The sequence below is a fragment of the Dactylosporangium sp. NPDC049140 genome, from assembly GCF_040648435.1.
Map to the genome: position 1 here is coordinate 152825 of NZ_JBEZDS010000010.1, position 20071 is coordinate 172895.

General features: G+C 73.7%; 15 protein-coding genes. 7 read left to right on the forward strand and 8 right to left on the reverse strand.

From position 1 onward, the window contains the following. Positions 1–16: 16 nt before the first annotated feature. Positions 17–2035 carry a hypothetical protein gene (locus AB0B76_RS19020; RefSeq protein WP_360376466.1) on the reverse strand — a complete coding sequence of 673 codons (2019 nt, stop codon included), beginning with the start codon at positions 2033–2035 and terminating at the stop codon, positions 17–19. 3 nt (positions 2036–2038) lie between these two features. Then, the gene (locus tag AB0B76_RS19025; protein WP_360376468.1) at positions 2039–3466 is read right to left on the reverse strand and encodes a hypothetical protein; all 1428 of its coding nucleotides are present in this window, start codon (positions 3464–3466) and stop codon (positions 2039–2041) included. A gap of 371 nt (positions 3467–3837) precedes the next feature. Between AB0B76_RS19025 and AB0B76_RS19030 the strand changes: the two genes are divergently transcribed. The 4 genes from AB0B76_RS19030 to AB0B76_RS19045 all read left to right on the forward strand — a co-directional run bounded on the left by AB0B76_RS19030 (position 3838) and on the right by AB0B76_RS19045 (position 8512). Then, complete coding sequence (locus AB0B76_RS19030; protein WP_360376471.1) at positions 3838–5319, forward strand: arabinofuranosidase catalytic domain-containing protein; 1482 nt, start codon at positions 3838–3840, stop codon at positions 5317–5319. A gap of 18 nt (positions 5320–5337) precedes the next feature. Continuing rightward, complete coding sequence (locus tag AB0B76_RS19035) at positions 5338–5769, forward strand: PPOX class F420-dependent oxidoreductase (protein ID WP_360376762.1); 432 nt, start codon at positions 5338–5340, stop codon at positions 5767–5769. A gap of 214 nt (positions 5770–5983) precedes the next feature. Further along, positions 5984–7399: a glycine hydroxymethyltransferase gene (locus AB0B76_RS19040; protein ID WP_360376474.1), complete on the forward strand. Its 1416-nt coding sequence runs from the start codon at positions 5984–5986 to the stop codon at positions 7397–7399. Between the two features lie 15 nt (positions 7400–7414). Further along, complete coding sequence (locus AB0B76_RS19045; protein ID WP_360376476.1) at positions 7415–8512, forward strand: hypothetical protein; 1098 nt, start codon at positions 7415–7417, stop codon at positions 8510–8512. 18 nt (positions 8513–8530) lie between these two features. On the opposite strand, the gene AB0B76_RS19050 is transcribed toward AB0B76_RS19045, so the two are convergent. Next, on the reverse strand, positions 8531–12367 hold the full coding sequence (locus AB0B76_RS19050; RefSeq protein ID WP_360376478.1) for a hypothetical protein: 3837 nt from the start codon (positions 12365–12367) through the stop codon (positions 8531–8533). Further along, positions 12364–12660 carry a hypothetical protein gene (locus AB0B76_RS19055; protein ID WP_360376480.1) on the reverse strand — a complete coding sequence of 99 codons (297 nt, stop codon included), beginning with the start codon at positions 12658–12660 and terminating at the stop codon, positions 12364–12366. The genes AB0B76_RS19050 and AB0B76_RS19055 overlap by 4 nt, the downstream gene beginning before the upstream one ends. 135 nt (positions 12661–12795) lie before the next feature. Here AB0B76_RS19055 and AB0B76_RS19060 point away from each other — a divergent pair, with 135 nt between their 5' ends. Then, complete coding sequence (locus tag AB0B76_RS19060; protein WP_360376483.1) at positions 12796–13698, forward strand: hypothetical protein; 903 nt, start codon at positions 12796–12798, stop codon at positions 13696–13698. Between the two features lie 36 nt (positions 13699–13734). Further along, positions 13735–15210: a hypothetical protein gene (locus AB0B76_RS19065; RefSeq protein WP_360376486.1), complete on the forward strand. Its 1476-nt coding sequence runs from the start codon at positions 13735–13737 to the stop codon at positions 15208–15210. Here AB0B76_RS19065 and AB0B76_RS19070 read toward each other — a convergent pair. Next, positions 15186–15683, reverse strand: coding sequence for a hypothetical protein (locus AB0B76_RS19070; RefSeq protein WP_360376489.1), 498 nt, complete (start codon positions 15681–15683; stop codon positions 15186–15188). The genes AB0B76_RS19065 and AB0B76_RS19070 overlap by 25 nt on opposite strands. A gap of 55 nt (positions 15684–15738) precedes the next feature. Between AB0B76_RS19070 and AB0B76_RS19075 the strand changes: the two genes are divergently transcribed. Next, entirely contained in the window at positions 15739–16533 is a 795-nt protein-coding gene (locus AB0B76_RS19075) for a hypothetical protein (RefSeq protein ID WP_360376491.1), read from the forward strand. 4 nt (positions 16534–16537) lie between these two features. Here AB0B76_RS19075 and AB0B76_RS19080 read toward each other — a convergent pair whose 3' ends face one another. Genes AB0B76_RS19080 through AB0B76_RS19090 form a run of 3 tightly spaced genes read right to left on the reverse strand, consistent with a single transcriptional unit; the run spans position 16538 to position 19897 of the window. Continuing rightward, the gene (locus tag AB0B76_RS19080) at positions 16538–18463 is read right to left on the reverse strand and encodes a branched-chain amino acid ABC transporter substrate-binding protein (RefSeq protein WP_360376493.1); all 1926 of its coding nucleotides are present in this window, start codon (positions 18461–18463) and stop codon (positions 16538–16540) included. Between the two features lie 52 nt (positions 18464–18515). After that, positions 18516–19043 carry an orotate phosphoribosyltransferase gene (pyrE, locus tag AB0B76_RS19085; protein WP_360376496.1) on the reverse strand — a complete coding sequence of 176 codons (528 nt, stop codon included), beginning with the start codon at positions 19041–19043 and terminating at the stop codon, positions 18516–18518. Positions 19044–19087: 44 nt separating this feature from the next. Further along, on the reverse strand, positions 19088–19897 hold the full coding sequence (locus AB0B76_RS19090) for a response regulator (protein WP_360376498.1): 810 nt from the start codon (positions 19895–19897) through the stop codon (positions 19088–19090). Between the last annotated feature and the right edge of the window lie 174 nt (positions 19898–20071).

Consider the following 20071-nt stretch of genomic DNA (forward strand, 5'->3'; position numbering starts at 1 on the left):
TGCTGGCTCATCTCGTTCACTCCCCGGCGTACCTGCGGCAGAACCGCAGCCATTCCTCGTCGTCCCAGACCGCGCGCAGCCCGGCGAGCGGCCGGGCCGGACCGGGTATCCGGTCGCGGTACGCCTCGACCAGCGCGCCGGGCACGTCGGGCCAGCACTCGTGCAGTTCCGCCTTGATGGTGTCGACGACCGCGCCGCGGTCCGGCCACAGCAGGACCGGAGCGTGGTCGAGCACCGTGCCCAGCAGCGGCTCCTGCCGCCGCGGATGGAATGCCAGCCCGACACCACCCTGGTACTGCGGGCCGTCGCGCAGCTCCCCCGTGAGCTTTCCGAGGTTGGTGGTGCTGCGCTTCTCCAGCCAGGCGACCGACTTGTCGAACGTGCCCGCCCTGATGGTGCGCCACCGCTTGCGGGCCAGGCGGGTGCTGTTCCTCGACAGCCGGCCGCTCCACCGGGTCGTCACGTCGTAGAGCCTGATCAGCCGGCCGGTGGCGTCGCTCTCCTCCGGCCGCCAGAGCATCAGCAGCCCGGTCGGCACGGCGATGTCCACGCGCTTCAGGTCGATGCCCTCGTCTCCGGCCAGCTCGTCGGCCCACTCGACCAACCGGCCGATGGCATGCTCCAGGCCGGCCCGGTCGTTCGAAGGGTTCGGCTCGTACCTCGGGTCGCTCGGCTGCCCGTCGAGCAGCCACCAGCCGACGACCTGCGGCGGCCAGTCGTCGGCCACCGCGCCGTGCAGGCTGATGAGCAGCCGGGCGCGGGCGTTCCGCCGCTCCTCGCCCACGGTCCGGATCATGTCGTTGAGGTCGACGACCAGGCCGGTGTCGCGGGCCCACCGGCGGGCGGCCGCGGTGTCGAGGCTGACTTCGGACTCGGTCGCCAGCCGCACCACGAAGCTGGCCAGCCACCGGTGCATGCCGAGCCGCTCGCCGTGGTGGTGCAGCGCGATGTGCTCGAGGTACTCGGTCAGGGTGTGCAGGTCCGCGGGGCGCGCGGCGGGCGGCTGGCCGGGTTCCCGCCAGGCCCGGCGCAGGGCGTCGCTGTGCAGCGCCGACGCCATCGAGCCGGTCAGGAACTCGGTGGTACGCAGCGTGTCGAGCAGGTCGGCCAGGGCGTCGGCGACCCGCGGCGCCATCTCGTGCCCGGAGGCGGCGACGATGCCCTGCAGCCGCTGCAGCTTGGCCGCGGTGAACCGGCCCGGGCGGGCGAGGCCGAGGGTCTTGAGCATCTCGGTCAGCCGTCCGGTGCCGTGGACGCCGAGCACCGCTTCGGCGGCGCGGGCGGCATCGGCGGCGCGTTCGCCGGGCAGGCCGATCGGGTAAGGGTGCATCGCCTTGTCGGGCCGCAGGTGGAAGTACACCGGGTCGACCAGGTGGTGCAGCTGCCCGCGCACCAGCTGGTCGTAGCCGAGCCGGACGGCGTCGGGGAAGTCCAGCGGCCCCGGCGGGCCCTGCGCCCGGTCGGTGCGGCTCAGGCCGGTGCACTCGACCAGGACGTACCGGCCGTCCTGCCCGGTCTCACGGATGGCCCGGTCGAGCAGCACCGGCTTGCCCTTGAGCCGGTCGGCCTGCAGCCCCTCACGGAGCAGCTCCTCCTCGCCGGGCACGATCCCGTTGCGCGGCGCGGCGTCGTCGACGCCGGTGGCGAGCGCGACGGCGACGAGCATGTGGTCGCGCAGCACCACGATGATCGGCCGCAGCCCGGCGTGCTGGCAGATCCCGGCGAAGACGAGGCTCAGGTCGAGGCAGCTGCCGCCGTCGGCGCGGACCTCCTCGGCGGTGCGGACCGTCTGGGTGCCGGGCCGGTGGTCGCCGAAGTCGATCGCGGTGCGGTCGTAGCGCAGATCGAACGCCAGCATGTATCGGTACAGCCCGGCCACGAGCTCGAACCGGTCGGCCCCGCCGACGTGCGACAACCGGTCGGGCGCGGCCGGCGCCTCGGCGAACCAGGCGGCGATGGCCCGCGGATTGATGTACCGGGCCAGCCGGTGGGGCTCCAGCTTGTTCCACTTCTCCCAGGCGGGCGGCGGTGACACGGCCTACCCGATCTCGAACACGTCGCTGACCGAACGCTCCCCGGCCGTCACGGTCACCGTGTACGTGCCGTCGGGCAGCCCCTCGCCGGTCCACACCACCCCGTCGTCGCCGCGGTCGGCGGTCCCGGCGAGTGGCGTGCCCCCGTCCACGGTGACCGTCACGGGCCGGTCGCGCAGCTGCGGCGGGATCGCGCACCGCACGACGACCGGCTCGCCGGACTCGAACACCTCGTCCACCTCGAGGCCGAGGGCCGGCTCCCACTGCGGGCCGCCGGTGAGCACGGGGTACTGCTGATCGGCGAGCTCGGCCCCGTAGCGGGCGAGGCCGAGCACGATGCGAGTGACGGGCGTGTCGTGGCCCGGGAGGATGCCGTGGGTCTGGTTCTCCAGGTTGCCGCCCGCGGTCTCCGACAGCTCGACCGGCAACGCCGACAGGGCCGGGACGGTACGGTCGCCGCTGAGATACCACGGGTTGGTCTCCCCGGCCCGGGCCGGCGCGACGGCGCAGCGCACCCGGCCGGCCCGGTCGAGGACGGCCGACTGCAGCGTCGGGTGGCCGTAGCCGATGACCGGTACGACATCGACGAGATGGTGCAGCGGGGCGCCCGCGTGGGTGGACCGGTCCGGGTCCATCATCCGGTGGAAGTCCTCCCGCGCGGCCTTCGCCCGGTGCAGATCCAGCCCGCCGGGCGCGGTCGCGAGCTCGGCGACCCGCAGCGGCGCCGCGCCGGGCCCGGCCTGCTCGTCGATCAGCACCGGATAGCGCGGCAGCAGCTGGTACACGCTCGTGAACCGCCGGGCCAGCGCGGACAAGGCGCCGAGCTCGACGCCCGCCTTGCGCACGCCGTTGGCCAGCACCTCGAGCGCCTTCACCGACCCGCGGAACGGCGTGCCGAACGTGATGAGGGCCCGGGCGTGCCGCCAGCCGTCCAGGGCATCGAGGTAGTACTTCGCGACGAGGCCGCCCATGCTGTGCGCGACGAGGATCACCTTCGGCTCGCCCTCGCCGGCGGCCGCCGACCACCGGGGCAGCTCGCGGTCGACCAACCGGCGGAGCCGGGCCGCGTTGACCCGGTTGTCCCGCCGCCAGTCGTAGGCGAACTCGAAGTAGTTCGCCGGTGGCCCGCCGCCGTCCGGGTCGCCCATGGTCAGCGCGAACGTCTCCATGAGCCGCCGGCGCAGCCGCCGGTAGGCCGTGACGCCGCCGAAGCCGGGCACCGCGACCGGCAGCCCGATCAGGCCCGCGGGGGTGATGGGCTGGGGCGCGTCGGGGTCGTCGAGGGAGTCGTCGCCGGCCAGCTTCTCGAGCAGGTCCTGCCGATGCCGGACGGCGCGCCAGATGCTGCCCGCGGACGCGGCGAACACCGCGCCGTCGCGATCGCTGAGCGTGCTGCCGCCGATCCCCGGCAGCACGATCACCACGTCGGTCATCGGCAGCCGGGCGGTCAAACCGGCCGCCGGAGTCGATCGCTGCCCATACCCGGCACCATATGCGGCGCCCCCGGACATCAATAGCCGAAGATCGCGATTCCAGCCGAACGACCGTGCAACGGTGTGCGATCGGACGGTGGACTCCGGGCCGCCCTGAACCTTTCACGGCCTGCCCGCGGCCGCCGCCGACGTGCTTGACACCATCGATGTTAGCGATAACACTCGTTGGCACGCGCGACATCCCGCTGCCACGGGATGGTTAGCTCCCGTGCCCCGCACGGTGGCTGGAACGAATTGTGAGCGTTAACAGCCCCCGCCCCGGCAGCGCTCCCCCGACGCTTTGCGCTGCCCACACCCCGAAAGGCCAACCCATGCGCCTCAAGTCTTGGCGAACCACCCTCGCCGGCGCCGCCGCGGCCGTGCTCGGCATCGCGGCGCTCGTCGCCCTGCCCGGCACCGCCGAGGCGGCCGGCACGCTGCCGTGTGACATCTACTCCAGCGGCGGCACGCCCTGCGTCGCCGCGCACAGCACCACGCGCGCGCTGTTCGGCTCGTACAACGGCTCGCTGTACCAGGTGCGCCGCTGGTCCGACGGCGCGACGTCGAACATCGGCGTGCTCAGCGCCGGCGGCTACGCGAACGCGGCCGCTCAGGACTCGTTCTGCAGCGGGACGTACTGCACGATCGTCCGCATCTACGACCAGACCTCGCGGCACAACGACCTGACCATCGCCCCCGGCGGCGGCGCCAACCCGACCGGCGACCAGGGTGCGAACGCCGCGGCCCTGCCCGTGTCCGCGGGCGGCCACAAGGTCTACGGCGTCTACATCTCGGCCGGCAACGGGTACCGCAACAACTCCACCAACGGCGTGGCCACCGGCAGCCAGCCCGAGGGCCTGTACATGGTCACCGAGGGCACGCACGTCAACGACCGGTGCTGCTTCGACTACGGCAACGCCGAGACGAACAACAACGACACCGGCAACGGCGACATGGACGCGATCTACTTCGGCAACCTGTGCTGGTTCTCGCCGTGTGCGGGCGGGCCGCGGGTCGCCGCCGACCTCGAGAACGGGCTGTTCGCCGGCGGCAACGGCTCGAACACCGCGAACACCGGCCGCAACAGCGCGTTCGTGACCGCGATGCTCAAGAACAACGGCACCACGACGTACGCCATCAAGGACGGCAACGCCCAGTCCGGCGGCCTCGCCACGCGGTACAACGGCGGCCTGCCGACCCAGTCCGGCTACAAGCCGATGACGAAGCAGGGCGCGATCATCCTCGGCATCGGCGGCGACAACAGCAACGGCTCGGTCGGCTCCTTCTTCGAGGGCGTCATGACCAGTGGGTACCCGTCCGACGCGACCGACAACTCGGTGCAGTCGAACATCGTCTCCGTCGGCTACAGCAAGAGCGTGACGTTCCCGGTGAACGGCGCGGCGTACCGCCTCACGAACCTCGCCGGCGGCAAGGTCCTCGACGCCGTCAACTGCGGCACGGCCAACGGCACCGGCATCCAGCTCTGGCAGAACCTGAGCAACTCCTGCCAGCAGTGGCGCTTCAACAGCGTGGGCGCGAACAAGTGGACCATCACGAACGTGAACTCGGGCAAGGTCCTGGACGCGGTCAACTGCGGCCTGGCCCTGGGCACCGCCACGGACCTGTGGCAGTCACTGGGCAACACGTGCCAGCAGTGGGCGGTCATCCCGGCGGGCAACGGGCGGTACGAGCTCGTGGTCGAGAACAGCGGCATGGTCCTGGACGACCAGAACTGCGGCACCGCGAACGGCACCAAGGTCCAGATGTGGATGTGGCTGAACAACACGTGCCAGCTCTGGTCGTTCTCCTCGTAACCCCGCCCGCGGGGCATGATGGGGATCGTGACGTTTGATCCCCACGCTCTCCTCGAGCAAAGCCGCCTCGGCGTGCTGGCCACGATCAAGCGGGACGGGCGGCCCCAGCTGTCGCCCGTCCTGCCGTTCTACGACCGCCCGGCCTCCGTGATCCACGTGTCGATCACGGAGGGCCGCGCGAAGACGGCCAACCTCCGCCGCGACCCGCGCGCCACCCTGGAGGTCACGAGCCCCGACGGCTCGGCCTGGGCGACCGTGGAGGGCACGGCGACGCTGATCGGCCCCGGCACCGACCCGCACGGCCCGGAGGTCGAGGCGCTTGTCGCCTACTACCGCCGCGCCGCCGGCGAGCACCCGGACTGGGACGAGTACCGCGCGGCGATGGTCGCGGACCGCCGGGTGCTCATGACCATGACCGTGGAGCACGTGTACGGCCAGCGCCTCCGCTGACCACCGCTCGTCGTCGAACGTCGTCGCTGTCGCAGGTCCGGATCACCGTGAGCCACCGCCCGGCCACCCACCCGATCGGGTGACCGGCGCGGTCGAACGTCCGCGAAGGTCCGGCCGGCGGGTCGGTACGATGGACGCGACCGCCACGGTGGCGACCATGCGCCGGGCCGGACCCCTCGTGGGAGCGTCGCGCCCGGCCCGGACCGGGAGACTCATGAACGCCGAATCGACTGCATTCCGTGCCGCGTTGGAGACCGTCCGCGCCGTTGAGCCGCGGATCGCCGACGCGATCGCGAAGGAGCTCACCGATCAGCGCGAGTCGCTGAAGCTGATCGCGAGCGAGAACTACGCCTCACCCGCGGTGCTGCTGGCGATGGGCAACTGGCTGTCGGACAAGTACGCGGAGGGCACGATCGGCCGGCGCTTCTACGCCGGCTGCCAGAACGTCGACACCGTCGAGGCCGTCGCCGTCGAGCACGCGAAGGCCCTGTTCGACGCCCCGTACGCCTACGTGCAGCCGCACTCCGGCATCGACGCCAACCTGGTCGCGTACTGGGCCATCCTGGCCGACCGGGTCGAGGTGCCGCACCTGGCGAAGTTCGGCAAGCGGCAGGTCAACGACCTCGACGACGCCGAGTGGGCGCAGCTGCGGGCCGCGTTCGGCAACCAGCGGATGCTCGGTATGTCGCTCGACGCCGGCGGCCACCTCACCCACGGCTTCCGCCCGAACATCTCCGGCAAGATGTTCGACCAGCGCAGCTACGGCGTCGACCCGGCCACCGGGCTGATCGACTACGCCGCCCTGCGCGAGACCGCGCGCGAGTTCAAGCCGCTCGTGATCGTGGGCGGTTACTCGGCGTACCCGCGGAAGGTCAACTTCGCCACCATGCGCGAGATCGCCGACGAGGTCGGCGCCACCTTCATGGTCGACATGGCGCATTTCGCGGGCCTGGTCGCCGGCAAGGTGTTCACCGGCGACTTCAACCCGGTCGAGCACGCCCACATCGTGACCACCACCACGCACAAGAGCCTGCGCGGCCCGCGCGGCGGCGCCGTGCTCGCCCGGCCCGAGCTCGCCGACCAGGTCGACCGCGGCTGCCCGATGGTCCTCGGCGGCCCGTTGTCGCACGTCATGGCCGCGAAGGCGGTCGCGTTCGCCGAGGCCCGCCGCCCCGAGTTCGCCACCTACGCGCAGCAGATCGTGACAAACGCCCAGGCGCTGGCCGAGGGCCTGAGCCGCCGCGGCGTGCGGCTCGTGTCCGGCGGCACCGACAACCATCTCGTGCTCATCGACGTCCACCCGTTCGGGCTCACCGGCCGCCAGGCCGAGCAGGCGCTGCTGGACTCCGGCGTGGTCACGAACCGCAACGCCATCCCGAGCGACCCGAACGGCGCGTGGTACACCTCCGGCATCCGCATCGGCACGCCGGCGCTGACCAGCCGCGGGCTGGGCACGGCCGAGATGGACCAGATCGCCGAGCTCATCCACACGGTGCTGACCGGCACGTCGCCCGCGGAGGGCTCGAAGGCGAAGTACCAGCTCGACCCGGCGCTGGCCGACCGGGTGAGCAAGCAGGCGACGGAGCTGCTGGCGCCGTTCCCGCTGTACCCGTCGGTCGACCTGGGCTGAGCCTAGAATCTGCGGATGGCCCGCCGCGCCGCCGCCGCGCCGGTGCCGACCCTGCTCAAGGACATGAGCGGTCGGCGCCGGCGGCGGGCCGTGGCCGCGGCGGCCGCGCTCGAGGCGCTCTGGGACGAGGACCCGGCGTCGCGGGCGCGGATCTGGCGCGACATCTGGTACCGCGACGACTACGACCCGGCCGCGGCGGCCGGGTTCCTGCTCGGCGGCGAGCCGGCCCGGCTGCTGGCCGGGCTGTCGCTCACCGAGCTGGTGGCGCTGGCCGAACGCCACCCCGGCCCGCTGCGGGCGCTGCTGCACAGCGCCGGCCCGGGCCCGGCGGGACCGACCGAGCGGGTGCTGCTGCTCCTGCTCGCGGGCCGCGCCGACCGGCTGGCCGGCGAGGAGCCGTCACCCGCCCTCGACACCCTGCTGCGCCCATGGCCGCCGGTGCTCCGGGAGGCCTGCGACCGCGCCCTGGCGACGCTCCCGCCCGGCCCGCTGCGCGAGGAGCTCTGCCAGCGCTGCATGGACACCGACGCCGACCCGGCGGCCGTCGACGCGGTCATCCGCGGCGGTTTCCGCCCCGCCGACCCCGACGAGGCCGCGTTCTTCCTGGTGGCGACCCGGCAGTGGAGCCGGTTCACCGAGATCGACCCGCAAGGGCGGCAGTTGTACGCGTACAGCCTCGCGACCGGATTCGCCCGACCGGCCCGGGCCCGGCGCGCCGTCGACACCCTGCTGCGCCTGAACGGCCACGCCCCCGAGGCCGCGCGCACCGCCGCCGCGCGGGCCCTGCACGACGCGAAGGCCCAGGCGCGGGAGTACCTCTGCACCCTCGCCCTGCAGGGTGACCCGGACGCGACCCGGATCGTCGCGGCGGCCGGGCACACCCCGAAGCCCGGCCGCGCCCTGCCCGCGTTCCTCTTCCTGACCGGGCAGTGGGAGCGCTACGACGCCGCCGACCCGGGCGGTTCCCGGCTGCGCCGGCACGCCGAAGGGCTCCCCGCCTGGGACCCCGGACGCGACCGCCTGTGCGCCGCCGCCGCGCGCGCCGGCCGCCCCTCCCCCTGCGCGCCGACGGCCCCGTGGCCCGAACCGGCGGAGCGCGTACAGCCGGCCTAGACCGGCCGGGCAACCGAATCACGCAGACCCGAGTTCCCAGAGGATGATCGCGCTGTCGTGGCCGCTGGTGGCCAGGACGTGGGTGTCGTCGGCCTGGGGCACGGGCTCCAGCGCCCACACGAGGCTCGTGTGTCCCGTCAGCACGGCGGCCGCCTTGCCGGTTCTCGGGTTCCACAACCGCACCGTGTGATCGTCACCGGCCGATGCGAGCAGGCAGTCGCCGCCGGGGCGCGGGATGGTCCTCAACGCGAGAACCGCGCCTTCATGGCCCGTCAGCTCGGCGATCATCCTGGCATTGGCCGGATCCCACAGCCGGACCGAGCCGTCGTCACCGGCTGAGGCCAGCGCGTGCGTCCCGTCGGGCATCGGAACGACCGCCAGCGCCGAGACGGCACCCTCGTGACCGGCCAGCGCCGCGACGAATCGCCCGCTGTCAGGCTCCCACAACCGAACCGTGCGATCGTCACTGGCCGATGCGAGCAGGCAACCGCCTCCGCGTCGCGGAACCGCCTCGAGGGCCCAGACGTCCCTGGTATGACCGCGCAGCTGCGCGATCGACCGGCCCGTCCCCGGCTCCCACAACATCACGATGCGGTCGTTGCCGGCCGATGCCAGGCGGTGCGTGCCGTCCGGCATCGGAACGACGGCCAACGCCAGCACCGCACCGGTATGACCGGCCAGCTCGGCGGTGTTCTCACCCGAGCCGGGATCCCACAGGCGCGCCGTGTGATCGTTCGAGGCGGAGGCCAGACGGTGGCTCCCGTCCGGCAGCCGAACCGCGGCCAATGCCCGCACCCAGCCCTTGTGACCCGTCAGCTCGGCGACGAGCCGGCCGGTATCGGGATTCCACAACCGAACCGCTGTGTCGTCACCCGCCGAGGCCAGCAGCCAGCGGTCGCCGGCGACCGCGACGGCGGTCAGCGAACGGACCCATCCCGTGTGGCCGGTCATCTCGGCGACGAGCCGGCCGCCCTCCGGATCCCAGAGGCGCACGGCCCGATCGGCGCCGCCGGACGCAAGGAGCTTGCTCTTGGCGAGGTGCGGAACCACGGCCAGCGTCGTGACGGCACCGGCGTGGCCGCTCAACCCGGCCGTGAGCTGGCTCGCGTCCGGGCTCCAGAGACGCACGGTACCGTCGTCGCTCGCCGATGCGAGCAGCCGGCCGCCGTCCGGTTGCGCAACCGCGGCCAGTGACCACACAGTCCGGCCGTGCCCGACCAGCGTGGCGGTGGAGCCTTCGGCCGTGTCCGGATTCCAGAGCCGGATCGTTCGATCTTCACTGGCCGAGGCGAGCACGGACGTGCCGTCGCGCTGCGGCACGACGGTCAGCGCACGCACCCCACCGACATGGCCGTTCAACTCGGCCACGAGCCCGCCCGAACCCCAGTTCCACAACCGCACGACACCGTCGTCCCCGGCCGAGGCAAGCAACGCCGCACCGTCGCGCCGCGGCACCACGGCCAGCGCGCGCACCCCACCGACATGGCCGTCCAGCTCGGCCACGAGCCTGCCCGAACCCCAGTTCCACAACCGCACGACACCGTCGTCCCCGGCCGAGGCAAGCAACGCCGCACCGTCGCGCCGGGAAACGACAGCCAGCGCCCACACGCTGCGCGCCCGGCCGGCCAGAGCCGTCACCGGCTGTCCGGTGGCGACGTTCCACACCCGGGCGGTGCGATCATCACCGCCCGAGACGAGCAGGTCGTCGCCGTCGTCGCGAGGGATCGGCACCAGCGTCGACACCGCCGCCCGGTGCCCGACCAGCTCGGCGACGAGCTGGAAGCTCTTCGGATCCCACAGTCTCACGACGCCGTCATTGCCGGCCGAGGCGAGCAGGCGGGTGCCGTCGGCCCGGGAAACGACGACCAGGGAACGGATCCAGCCGGCGTGCCCCGCCAGCTCCGCAACAGGCCGCGCCGCGCGCGGATCCCACAACCGCACGACGCCGTCGTCGCCGGCTGACGCCAGGAGGTGCGTGCCGTCGTCCCGCGGCAGCACGACGAGCGAACGGACCCACCCGGCGTGGCCGGCCAGCGCCGCGACGGGCTGCCCCGCGTGCGGATTCCAGAGCCGCACCGTGCCGTCCTCGCCGGCGGAGGCGACCAGGTGCGGTCCGTCCGGTTGGGCGATGCCGGCCAAGGTGAGCACCGTGCCGGTGTGCCCCGCGAGCTCGCGATGGACGGTACCGGTCCAGAACACCGATCTGATCGTCGCAGACCCGAGGCCGAGCTCTTCGATCGCATCGACGATCGCCTTGCAGTGCATCTTGTGCGCCGAGACGTACAGCCACTCCAGCTCGTCACCGGCCGACCAGGAGTTGGCCGCCAGTTCGAGGGCGCCGAACGCGGTCCGCCCGGCAACGGTGGCCAGCCGGTGCCGGTTCGACAGCAGTTCACCGACCGACACACTGAGCAGAAATCGCGGCTCCAGGGCCAGTTCGTCGAGAACCTCGCCCGCGGCGGCATGTGCGGCGAGATGCAGCCGCGTGTACTCGTCGATGTCGCCGCGCCGATGCATCGTCGAGCCTCTCGGCGGTAGGAGCGCCCGGCAGATCCGGTCGTGCGCCTTCCGGGTCAGTTCGGCGAGGTCGTGCATCAACTCCGCGATGCGCGGCTCGTCGGTCCGAGCCGGGAGATCACCCGCACAGAACTGGCGGAAGCTCTGATGACGCAGGCCGTACAGGTAGGGGTCGCCGCCCGGGCGGGTCAGCAGGAACGGGCGCAGAATCCCGCGCAGCCGCGTCCGCACGACGGCCGTCGGCAGACCCGCCCATTCGGCGATGCGCTGCCCTGACTGCGGTTCGCGGGCCGCGGCGAGCGTTGCCAGCAGCGGCAGGCCTGTCTCGGCCCACTCGGCGGGGGCGGCGGCCCGCCAGCGATCGATGTTGTTGGTGTAATAGGCGGCCAGGCCGACCGGGAGGTTCGTGACATCGGTAGCCGGCCGTCCGTCGCGTATCTGGTCCAGCACCATGACCGCATAGATCCAGACTCCGGCCGCCGCCTCCGACAGCCGTGCACAGAACGCCTCAGGAGTCATGTGCGCGTCCTCGATGGCGGACGCGATCTGCCGGTCGCGAGCGGTGATGTGCTGGAGGTACTGCTCCAGATCTCCGCGGTTGAGGTCGTTTTCCACCTCGATCCGCTCGGTCCGGCCGACCTGGACCGGCAACGCCAGGCCCGGACGGGTCGTGGCTATCACCGCGCATCCGGGCGGCAGCTGCAACGGCAGCCCCAGTGGCATCTCGCCCCCGGCGGCCGGCGGGGCCTCGTCGAGCCCGTCGACCAGCAGCACCACCGGCTGGCCGGGTTCGCTGCGGTCCCGTCGCGCGGCGGCGTCACACATTCGCTGGTACAGCCACAGCGTCGTGTCGTGATCGGCCGGTAGCACCCCGCCCGGCGCGGCATCTTCGAGCTGCCATCGGGCGATGAGTTGCGCGGCCAGGTTGACGCGCGCCGCGGCCGGCGACGCACCGCCCGGGAGCCGGGTGGCATGAGTCGGCCAGAACCTGGTGAATGCCAGGTAGGTGGCCAGGGCGGACTTCCCCATGCCGGCTTCGGCCTCGACGAACAGGTAGCCGCCGGCGCGCTGCCGGACGCAGCCGGCGACGAACGCGTCGATCCGGTCGAGCAGCCAGTCCCGCCCTCGGAACAGCCCCAGAAGGTCGTTCGGGTCGTCCGGATCGATCAGGCCGACGTCGGACGGGAGGAGACCCATCGGTATCACGGCATCGCGCAGGGACGCGTAGGGACCGATGAAGTACTGGTGGATCATCGTGCCGTAGTTGACGCCGACGGCCTGGCCACCCGGCGCTTCCACATGATCGACCCGCTGACGGTGCTCCCCGCCGCCGGTCACCGATCGCGCTCCTGCCGCATTTCGCCGTAGTTGACCCCCGCGGCCTGGCCACCGGGCGCCGAGACCTCGCCGATCTGGATCGACGCCGCCGAACGATCATCGGCGGCGGCGGCGCGACGCTCCGCAACCGCACGAGATCCGACCCAGCCGGCCTCCACGGCCACGGCCACCGCGAACATCGCGCCGATCGGCCACCTCCAGCCGTCGGCAAACGCGTTGCCGAGCAGGCCGGCGGCCGCTCCGAGCACCACCGACACCCCGGCCGGCAGCCCATGGCGCCACAAACGCGTCACGGCGCACCCCCCAGCGCGATGCCCTCGCATCCGACATGCCCATCACATCACGTTCGGACAACGCCGGGCACCTCCGATCATCGGAGTCGCCGCTCCCCCGCCCCGGCCGTCCGGCGTGAAGCGCTAGGGTGGCGTATGTCGATGCTCGAAACCCTGGGCGTCCTCGCGCACCGCGGTGGCCTGATCGCGCGGCACCCCGAGCTGACCGTCGGCGTGGTCGCCGCGTATGCCCGCCCGACCGGCCTGGAGCTCGAGCTCCTCGCCCGCCGCCCGCCGGACCCGCGCGGCGCCGGGCAGCGCCAGGCCGACATCCGGGCCGGGCGCACCGGTCCCCCGCCGGCCGGGCGCCGCCTGCTGCCGCCCTTCGACGAGGGCCTCGACCTGCGCGCCGGCTGGCTCGACGACACCGGGCGCGCGCACTGGGAGTTCGGCTCGCTCGAGTCGAGCGGCGACTACGCCGGGTTCCTCCTGCGCACCCGGCTGCTGTTTCCGCTGCGGTACCCGCACGTGTCCGTCGCCCTCGCCTGGCCGGAGATCGGCTTCCCGGAGACCGTCGTGGACCTCGCGCTCCCGGACCGCGCGACGGTCGAGCGCGGCACCGTGTCCATCTGGGACGCCCCGCATCACGCCTCGGACCCGCCCGCGGGCCTGTGGCACCGCGACGCGCACGAGATCCTCGACGAGCCGCACATCGAGACGGGCCGGATCGTGGCCGCGCCCCGGGTCCTGCACCGCGACCGCGGCGCCGCCGTGGTCCTGACCCGCGTGACCGCCGTCGGGGCGCTGCTGTCCCTGGAGGTCGTGAGCGTGGCGACCCGGGCCGTGCCGAGCGAGTGGGGCGCGTCGATCGCGGTGCTGCACGGCCGGGAGGCGATCCGGCTCGGTCCGAACGCGGCCTCCGCGGCGGGCGGCGCCCAGGCCTTCCAGTCGAGGGCCGAGTTCACCGTGCACAAGCCGGACCACGGCGCCCTCGACCTGCTCGTCTCCTGGCCGGAGGCGGGCCTGCCGGAGGCGCTCGCCATGGTCCCGGCCCGGTAGGCGAGTTCGGGAGCGTCCGGGGGTTAGCATGCGGCCGTGACGATGGACGCGGCGATCGCCGAGCCGGACCTCGACGAACCCCCGCGGGCCGCGGCGGGGTCGTCACCCGACCGCCGGGTGCTGGCGGCGCTGCTCGCCGTCTGTGCCGTGCCGATGGTGATCTCGGCCCTGGTGCACCGGTACACCCGGATCCCCGACGGCGACGAGCCGCACTACCTGGTCATCAACGAGTCGCTCAAGCGGTACGGGTCGATCCACGTCAAGCGGGTCTACGACAACTGGGAGTTCAAGGCGTTCCACCCCGGGCCGCTCGACGCGCACCTGGCGGCGGCGCCGCACGGGACGCTGCCCTGGCACGGGATCGGCGGGCCGCTGCTGTGGCACGTGCCGTACCTGCTCGGCGGCCGCCTCGGCGTGCTGCTGTTCATGGTCGCGGTGTCGCTGCTGACCGTCGCGAACGCGTTCTGGCTCGTGCGCGGGCTCGGCCTCGAGCGGCGGTACGCCTTCGTCACCGGCCTCGGCATCGGCCTCGGCTCCACCGCGCTGACCTACTCCGCGAAGGCGTTCGTCGAACCGCTCGCGGCGCTGGCCGTGCTCTACGGCTTCCGGGTGCTCACCAAGCCGGCCCTGCGCATGCACGACCTCGTGCTCGTCTCGGCCGCGCTCGGCACGCTGCCGTGGGTGCACAGCCGGTTCCTGCCGCTGGAGGTGCCGCTGGTGCTCCTGCTGGCATGGCGGCTGTACCGGGAGCGCGCCGGGCGGTGGCGCTGGGCGGCGCTGCTCGGGCCCCTGGCCGCGATCACCGCGGGGCTGTTCACCTACCTGTGGACCGTGTGGCACAGCCTCAACCCGTCGATCAACCAGGCCGGCGACACGTCGCTGCTCTTCGGCGCCGACCCGGCCACGAACCTCGTCGGCGTGCTGCTGGACCAGGAGCACGGCGTGCTGTTCTCGTACCCGATCTTCCTGTTCGTGCTGCCGGGCCTGGTCCTGGCCGTCGCCGGTGAGCACCGACGGCTGCACCTGCAGCTGCTCGCGGTCGTCGGGCCGTACTGCCTCATCCTGCTGACCTCGCCGGGCTGGTGGGGCGGCTGGGCCCCGCCGGCGCGGCTCTGGGCCGCGGTGCTGCCCGTGTTCGCCTTCCCGATCGGCTACGCCCTGCAGCGCGCGCACCACTGGACGCTCACGGCCTGGGCGGTGGCGTGCGTGGGCGTGAGCGTGGGCCTGGACACGCTGTGCCGCTTCAGCCCGAGCAACGGCTTCTCCGCCGACTTCGGGTACCTCGTGCCGCTGCGCGTGCTGGAGGGGTACACCGGCTGGCATTTCACCGGTTATCTGCCGGCCTGGCAGACCCGCGCCGCCGCGCCCTGGCCGTTCCTGTGGTGGGGCCTGGCCGTCGCCGCCTTCGCCGTGCTGGTGCTGCTCGCGGCCCGCCGCCGCGCCGGCCCGCCGCCGGGCCCCGGGCGCGACGGCGGGCGGGAACCTGCTCAGGCGGCGGTCGGGGCGAGGTAGGTCACGGGCCTGCCGCAGTAGCTGGGCGGCAGGGTGACGACGGGGTTGCGGCAGACCTGCACGACGACGCGGTCGATGCCCTTCTCGGCGGCGGTGCCGCCCAGGACGAACGAGAACGTCAGCGTGCCGTTGTCGGCGGTGCGGCTCTGCCGGGCCACCTCGGTGGTGCCGAGGTAGGCGACGAAGGAGACGGTGCTGGCGTAGCCGTCGTCGCGGCAGATCATGCCCGGGTCGATCGGCAGCGGCCGGTCCGCCACCTTTCCGGAGACCCCGACGCCGGGCGTCGGGAACGGGGACACGGGACCCTGCGGCCAGCTCAGGGTGCCGCTGGTGGAGCCGTACCGGCAGCTGTCGCCGGAGTCGGCGGCGAACGCCTGGCTGATCACGGCGGCGTGCGCGGCGCTCGGGAGGACGAGTGCCGCGCCGGTGGCGGCGGCGGCCAGGGCCACCGCTCTTGACATCAGCTTGGACATAGCCAGAAGTCTATATCTGTTGCCGCCGCAGCACTGCCCCGTCTACCGTCCCGTCGTGTCGACGACGTTGTGGGAGTTCCAGCAGCTGTACTTCACGGTGCGCGACGACGCCCCGATCGAATGGGGCGGCGAGGTGCTGCGACCATGGCTCGAGGCGCGCCCGCACGTGCTCGCGGAGCTGCGCGAGCTGTGCCGGCCCGACAGCCGGCGGGCCCGGTTCACGGCCGGCGGGCGGGAGTACACGCCGCTGGAGGGCCTGTACGCGCTGGGCCGGGTCGTCGACCTGCTCATCGCCCCGCACCAGCCGGTCGATTTCGCGGCCGGGGCGCCCCGGTGGGTGGAGCCGCTGCCGTCCGCGGCGGCCTGGGCGGAGTTCCGCGCCGCGATCGGCGCGGTCACCGTCGACGAGCGGGTGTTCCACCCGTTCTTCCACGAGATCGTCGAGGTGGTCCCGGCCGAGGACCCCGCGGAGCCGCCGAGCCTCGTGCGGGAGCTCTGGCCGGGCGCGCTCGTCGGCGGGATGCTGCTGGCCCGGGCGGGCGTGGCCGTGCGCGCGGGCGCCCGGCACCTCGATCCCGAGGTCGCCGCCCGGTCCTGCCTGTACTGGGCCTGGTGGCGTCGCAACCGCCCGAGCGCCGACCTGTCCCACGGCTGGGGGCACAACTCCCAGTGGGGCACGGACTTCCGCCGCGACTACGTGGCCGACGGCGCCCTGCACTACAACGTCGACGTGGTCAAGCCGTACCGGCCGGTCGGCGCCGACCTGGTGCGGTACCGCTGCAGTACCTTGACCGATCTGGGCGACCAGGAGTGGCCGTACCACACCGCCCTGACCGAGCCGGCGCCGTGAACCGTCAGGCGATCGCGGCCTTGGCCGCGAAGTAGCCGTCCGCGCCGGACTGGTAGGCCCACACGTGCAGGCCCGGGACCGCCAGGCCGCCGTTCGTGCCGAACTTGATGTGCCGGCCCAGGCCGTCGTGGTCCCAGGCGTCGACGAAGCGCAGCATCGCCGGGCGGGTCGTCTGCCCCGCGCGCAGGCCCGCCAGCGCGATCTGGGCCGCGTCGTACGCCTCCGGCGCGTAGTACTCGGGCGTCTCGCCGAAGCGGGCCTTGAACTGGGAGCGGAACGCGTCCAGGCCCTGGGTGACCGGAACGCACGGACAGGTGGCGTACGTCCCGTGGCCCGCGTCGCCGGCGGTCGTGCGGAAGGTCTCGGTGATGACCTTGTCCCCGGTCACCAGCGGGATCTGGGGCAGCACCGCGCGCAGGCGCTGCACGAACGGCGCCGTGTCGTCGGCCCAGCCGCCGAAGTACACCGCGTCGGCGCCGCTGCGGCGGACCTGGTCCACGACCGGGGACCAGTCGGCGGCGCCCTCGGTGACGGCGGCCTTCCCGGCCACGGCCCCGCCCAGCGACGTGGCCACGCGGGCCGACACGTCCGTGCCGAAGTGGGTGTCGTCGCCGATCACGAAGACGCGCCGGGCCTTCAGGGTGCCGGTGAGGTACCGCGCCGCCGCGTCGGCCTGGTCGTCGTCGCTCGGCAGGGTGCGGTGGAACACCGTCCAGCCCTTCGCCGTCAGGTCCGAGTCGCTCGCGGACGGGCTGATGACGGCGAGCCCGGCCGGTTCGAAGACCGGCACCGCGGACTCCGCCTCGTGCCCGTAGGTGGGCCCGACGACGGCCACGACGGACGGGTCCTCGACGATGACCTTCGCCGACCTCACCACGTCGCCGGTGATCGCGGTGTCGTACTGCTGCACCCGCACCTGGCACTCGTCCGGGTGCGCGGCGTTGTCCTGCGCCACCGCCAGCACGACGGCGTCGAACTCCCCGGGCCCGTCCCCGGCGGCGTCGCCGGTCAGCTCGCCCATGAACGCGAGCGTCTGCTCGCACTCGTCCGCCCCCCGGGTGCCGGAGGCCGCCGGGCTGCCGCCGCGCGGGATGAAGTCGGCGGCGAGACAGGTGGCGCCGAGCACGACGACCACGGCGACGGCGACGAGGTCCCACCGCGCGCGGCCGGGCCGGGTCACCACGACCGCGGGGTGCTCCGGCTCCGCGGGCTTCGGCGGGGGCCGGTGCCGTACCGCCGCGGCTTTTCCGGGGGTGGCCGGGTCGAGGACGGCGTCGGACAGGCCGCGCGCCTCGGCCAGGCCGGACCGCAGGCCCTCCAGGTCACCGGTGAGCTCGGACAGGCGCGCCTCGGTGTCGCCCGCCCCGGCCGTGTCGTGCATGACGATCAGCTCGGCGACGCGTACGCCGAGGCCCTCGAGGTCGAACACCGCCGCCTCGATGCGGGCCAGCAGGGTGCGCCGGGTGGTGTCGAGCCGGTCGGCCACCGCGAGCTGCTCCTCGAGCGCGTGCACCGACCGGTCGAGCTCGGCCTGCAGCGCCGCGTCGGCGGCCTCGGCGCGCCGCCGCCGGCTCGCGTCCAGGTCGCGCCGAAGCCGCTCGACCGGGATGTCGCGCTGGGAGCGCTCGACCGCCCGGGCCTGGTCGGCGAAGCGGCGCAGGTCGGCGAGGATCTCGGCGGCGTGGTCGTCGACGTCGCCGATCTGCTCGCGCAGCACCGGGTCACGCGGCGCGGCGGTCTGCTCGCGCAGCCGCGCGACGGCGGCCTCGGCCCGCTTCACGAGCCGGTCCGCGGTGACGACCTCGGCCTCGGGCGCCGCCGGTCGTGCCGTCGCGCGGCGGAAGCGGGCGGTGGCGACGAGGCGCCACAGCGCATACCCACCGGCGATGACCAGGGCCAGGGCCAGGCCGATCCCCCACGGACCGATCATGATCGCTCCAGAGACGTCTGCAGTGAAGGATGACGGTACCGCCACCGCGCCACTACCCGCCGGCGACCGCGGCCTCCAGGTCGCGGCGGGTGAGTGCCGGGCGCAGCTGCAGGCCCTCGGCCGCGAGGTTGGCGCCACCGCCCTGCTCGCGGTCGATCGCGCACACCACCGCCGCGATCTCGGCGCCCTCGGCGCGCAGGGCCCGGCACGACGCCAGCAGCGCGCCCCCCGTGGTCACCACGTCCTCGACCACCACGAGGCGGCGGCCCGCGACCGCGGCCCCCTCGGCCGCCCGCTGCGTGCCGTACGCCTTGGCCTCCTTGCGCACGAAGACCGTCGGCAGGCCGGTGAGCTGCGACATCACGGTTGCGAGGGGGATGCCGCCCAGCTCCATCCCGGCCAGGGCGTCGCACTCGGGCAGCAGCTCGGTCATCGCCGCGGCGACCTCGCGCAGCAGGGCGGGCTCGGCCTCGAACCGGTACTTGTCGAAGTACTCGTCGCTCACCTGGCCCGAGCGGAGGCGGAAGGAGCCGGTCAGGTGGCAGGTCTCGTACACGCGGCGCGCGAGCGGGCTGGTCATGCCGCCACCCTCTCATCCGGCGCGGCCGGTCCTCATCGGAATCGTCAGCACAGATTGAGCTCGCGGGCCCAGAGCTGGGCGGCGGTGCGCTGGGGCAGGCTCGACGGGGCCTGCGGGTGCACGAGGTGGTACTTGCGCCGGATCGAGCGCAGGTGCGTGTTCGCGGTGTCGATCGAGACGTACAGGCGCCGGGCCGCGGCCGCCGTCGACAGGTGCTCGCAGCCGATGAGGCGCACCACCTCCAGCTCGCGCGGGGTCAGCCGGTGCTGGCGGCGCCGGGCCACGGCCGCGGCGAAGACGCGCGCCACGGCGGCCCGGGCCTGCTCGGCGGTGAGCCCGCAGCCACGCGCCGCGCGCTCCAGCGGCTCGCCCTGCCCGAGCGCGCGCAGGACCCGCTGGTCGGCCGCGGACAGCTCGGCCCCCGGCGGCAGCGGCCGGCGGCGGACGTCGGCGTGGAGCATCGCGGCGAGCGCGGCCGACAGGTGCCGCCCGTCGGCGTCGACGACGCGGATCGCGGCGACGAGGCCGGCCGGGTCCTCGGACTTCTCGACGTACCCGCAGGCCCCGGCGGCGACCGCGGCCAGGGCCTGCTCCTCGGGCGCGTACCCGGAGATGAGCAGCACCCGCCAGCCGTGCGCGACAAGCGCAGCGACCGCCCCGGCCCCCGACGGGCCCACCCCCGGCATCACGTCGCAGACGGCGATGCCCGGCGGCCCGGACTCGACGGCGGCCGCGACGCTCGCGGCCAGCGGCCGCACAGTGAAGCCGTGCTCGGCCAGCAGCGGCGTGAGCACGGTGACGAGCGGGCCGGCGAGCAGGCGGTGATCGTCGACGACGACTACGGCCCCGGCCACCGCGGCACCACCCCGGTCCCCCGCCCCGGCGCCGCGCGCGCCCGCCGTGTCCACCCCATCGACGCCTATCGTCCCGCGCCGGGCCGCGGCCGGGCATCGGTGCGTCGGCGGATGCCATTCCGCCTCCGCGTCCGGCCGTGCCACTGCGGAACTCCCCGGGGCCGGTCCCGCAGT

Excerpts from the sequence above, each read along its gene's own strand:
- AB0B76_RS19025 (WP_360376468.1), bottom strand. The coding sequence starts at position 3,466 with ATGACCGACGTGGTGATCGTGCTGCCGGGGATCGGCGGCAGCACGCTC.
- AB0B76_RS19030 (WP_360376471.1), top strand. The coding sequence starts at position 3,838 with ATGCGCCTCAAGTCTTGGCGAACCACCCTCGCCGGCGCCGCCGCGGCC.
- AB0B76_RS19035 (WP_360376762.1), top strand. The coding sequence starts at position 5,338 with ATGGGGATCGTGACGTTTGATCCCCACGCTCTCCTCGAGCAAAGCCGC.
- AB0B76_RS19040 (WP_360376474.1), top strand. The coding sequence starts at position 5,984 with ATGAACGCCGAATCGACTGCATTCCGTGCCGCGTTGGAGACCGTCCGC.
- AB0B76_RS19045 (WP_360376476.1), top strand. The coding sequence starts at position 7,415 with ATGGCCCGCCGCGCCGCCGCCGCGCCGGTGCCGACCCTGCTCAAGGAC.
- AB0B76_RS19060 (WP_360376483.1), top strand. The coding sequence starts at position 12,796 with ATGTCGATGCTCGAAACCCTGGGCGTCCTCGCGCACCGCGGTGGCCTG.
- AB0B76_RS19070 (WP_360376489.1), bottom strand. The coding sequence starts at position 15,683 with ATGTCCAAGCTGATGTCAAGAGCGGTGGCCCTGGCCGCCGCCGCCACC.
- AB0B76_RS19080 (WP_360376493.1), bottom strand. The coding sequence starts at position 18,463 with ATGATCGGTCCGTGGGGGATCGGCCTGGCCCTGGCCCTGGTCATCGCC.
- pyrE (WP_360376496.1), bottom strand. The coding sequence starts at position 19,043 with ATGACCAGCCCGCTCGCGCGCCGCGTGTACGAGACCTGCCACCTGACC.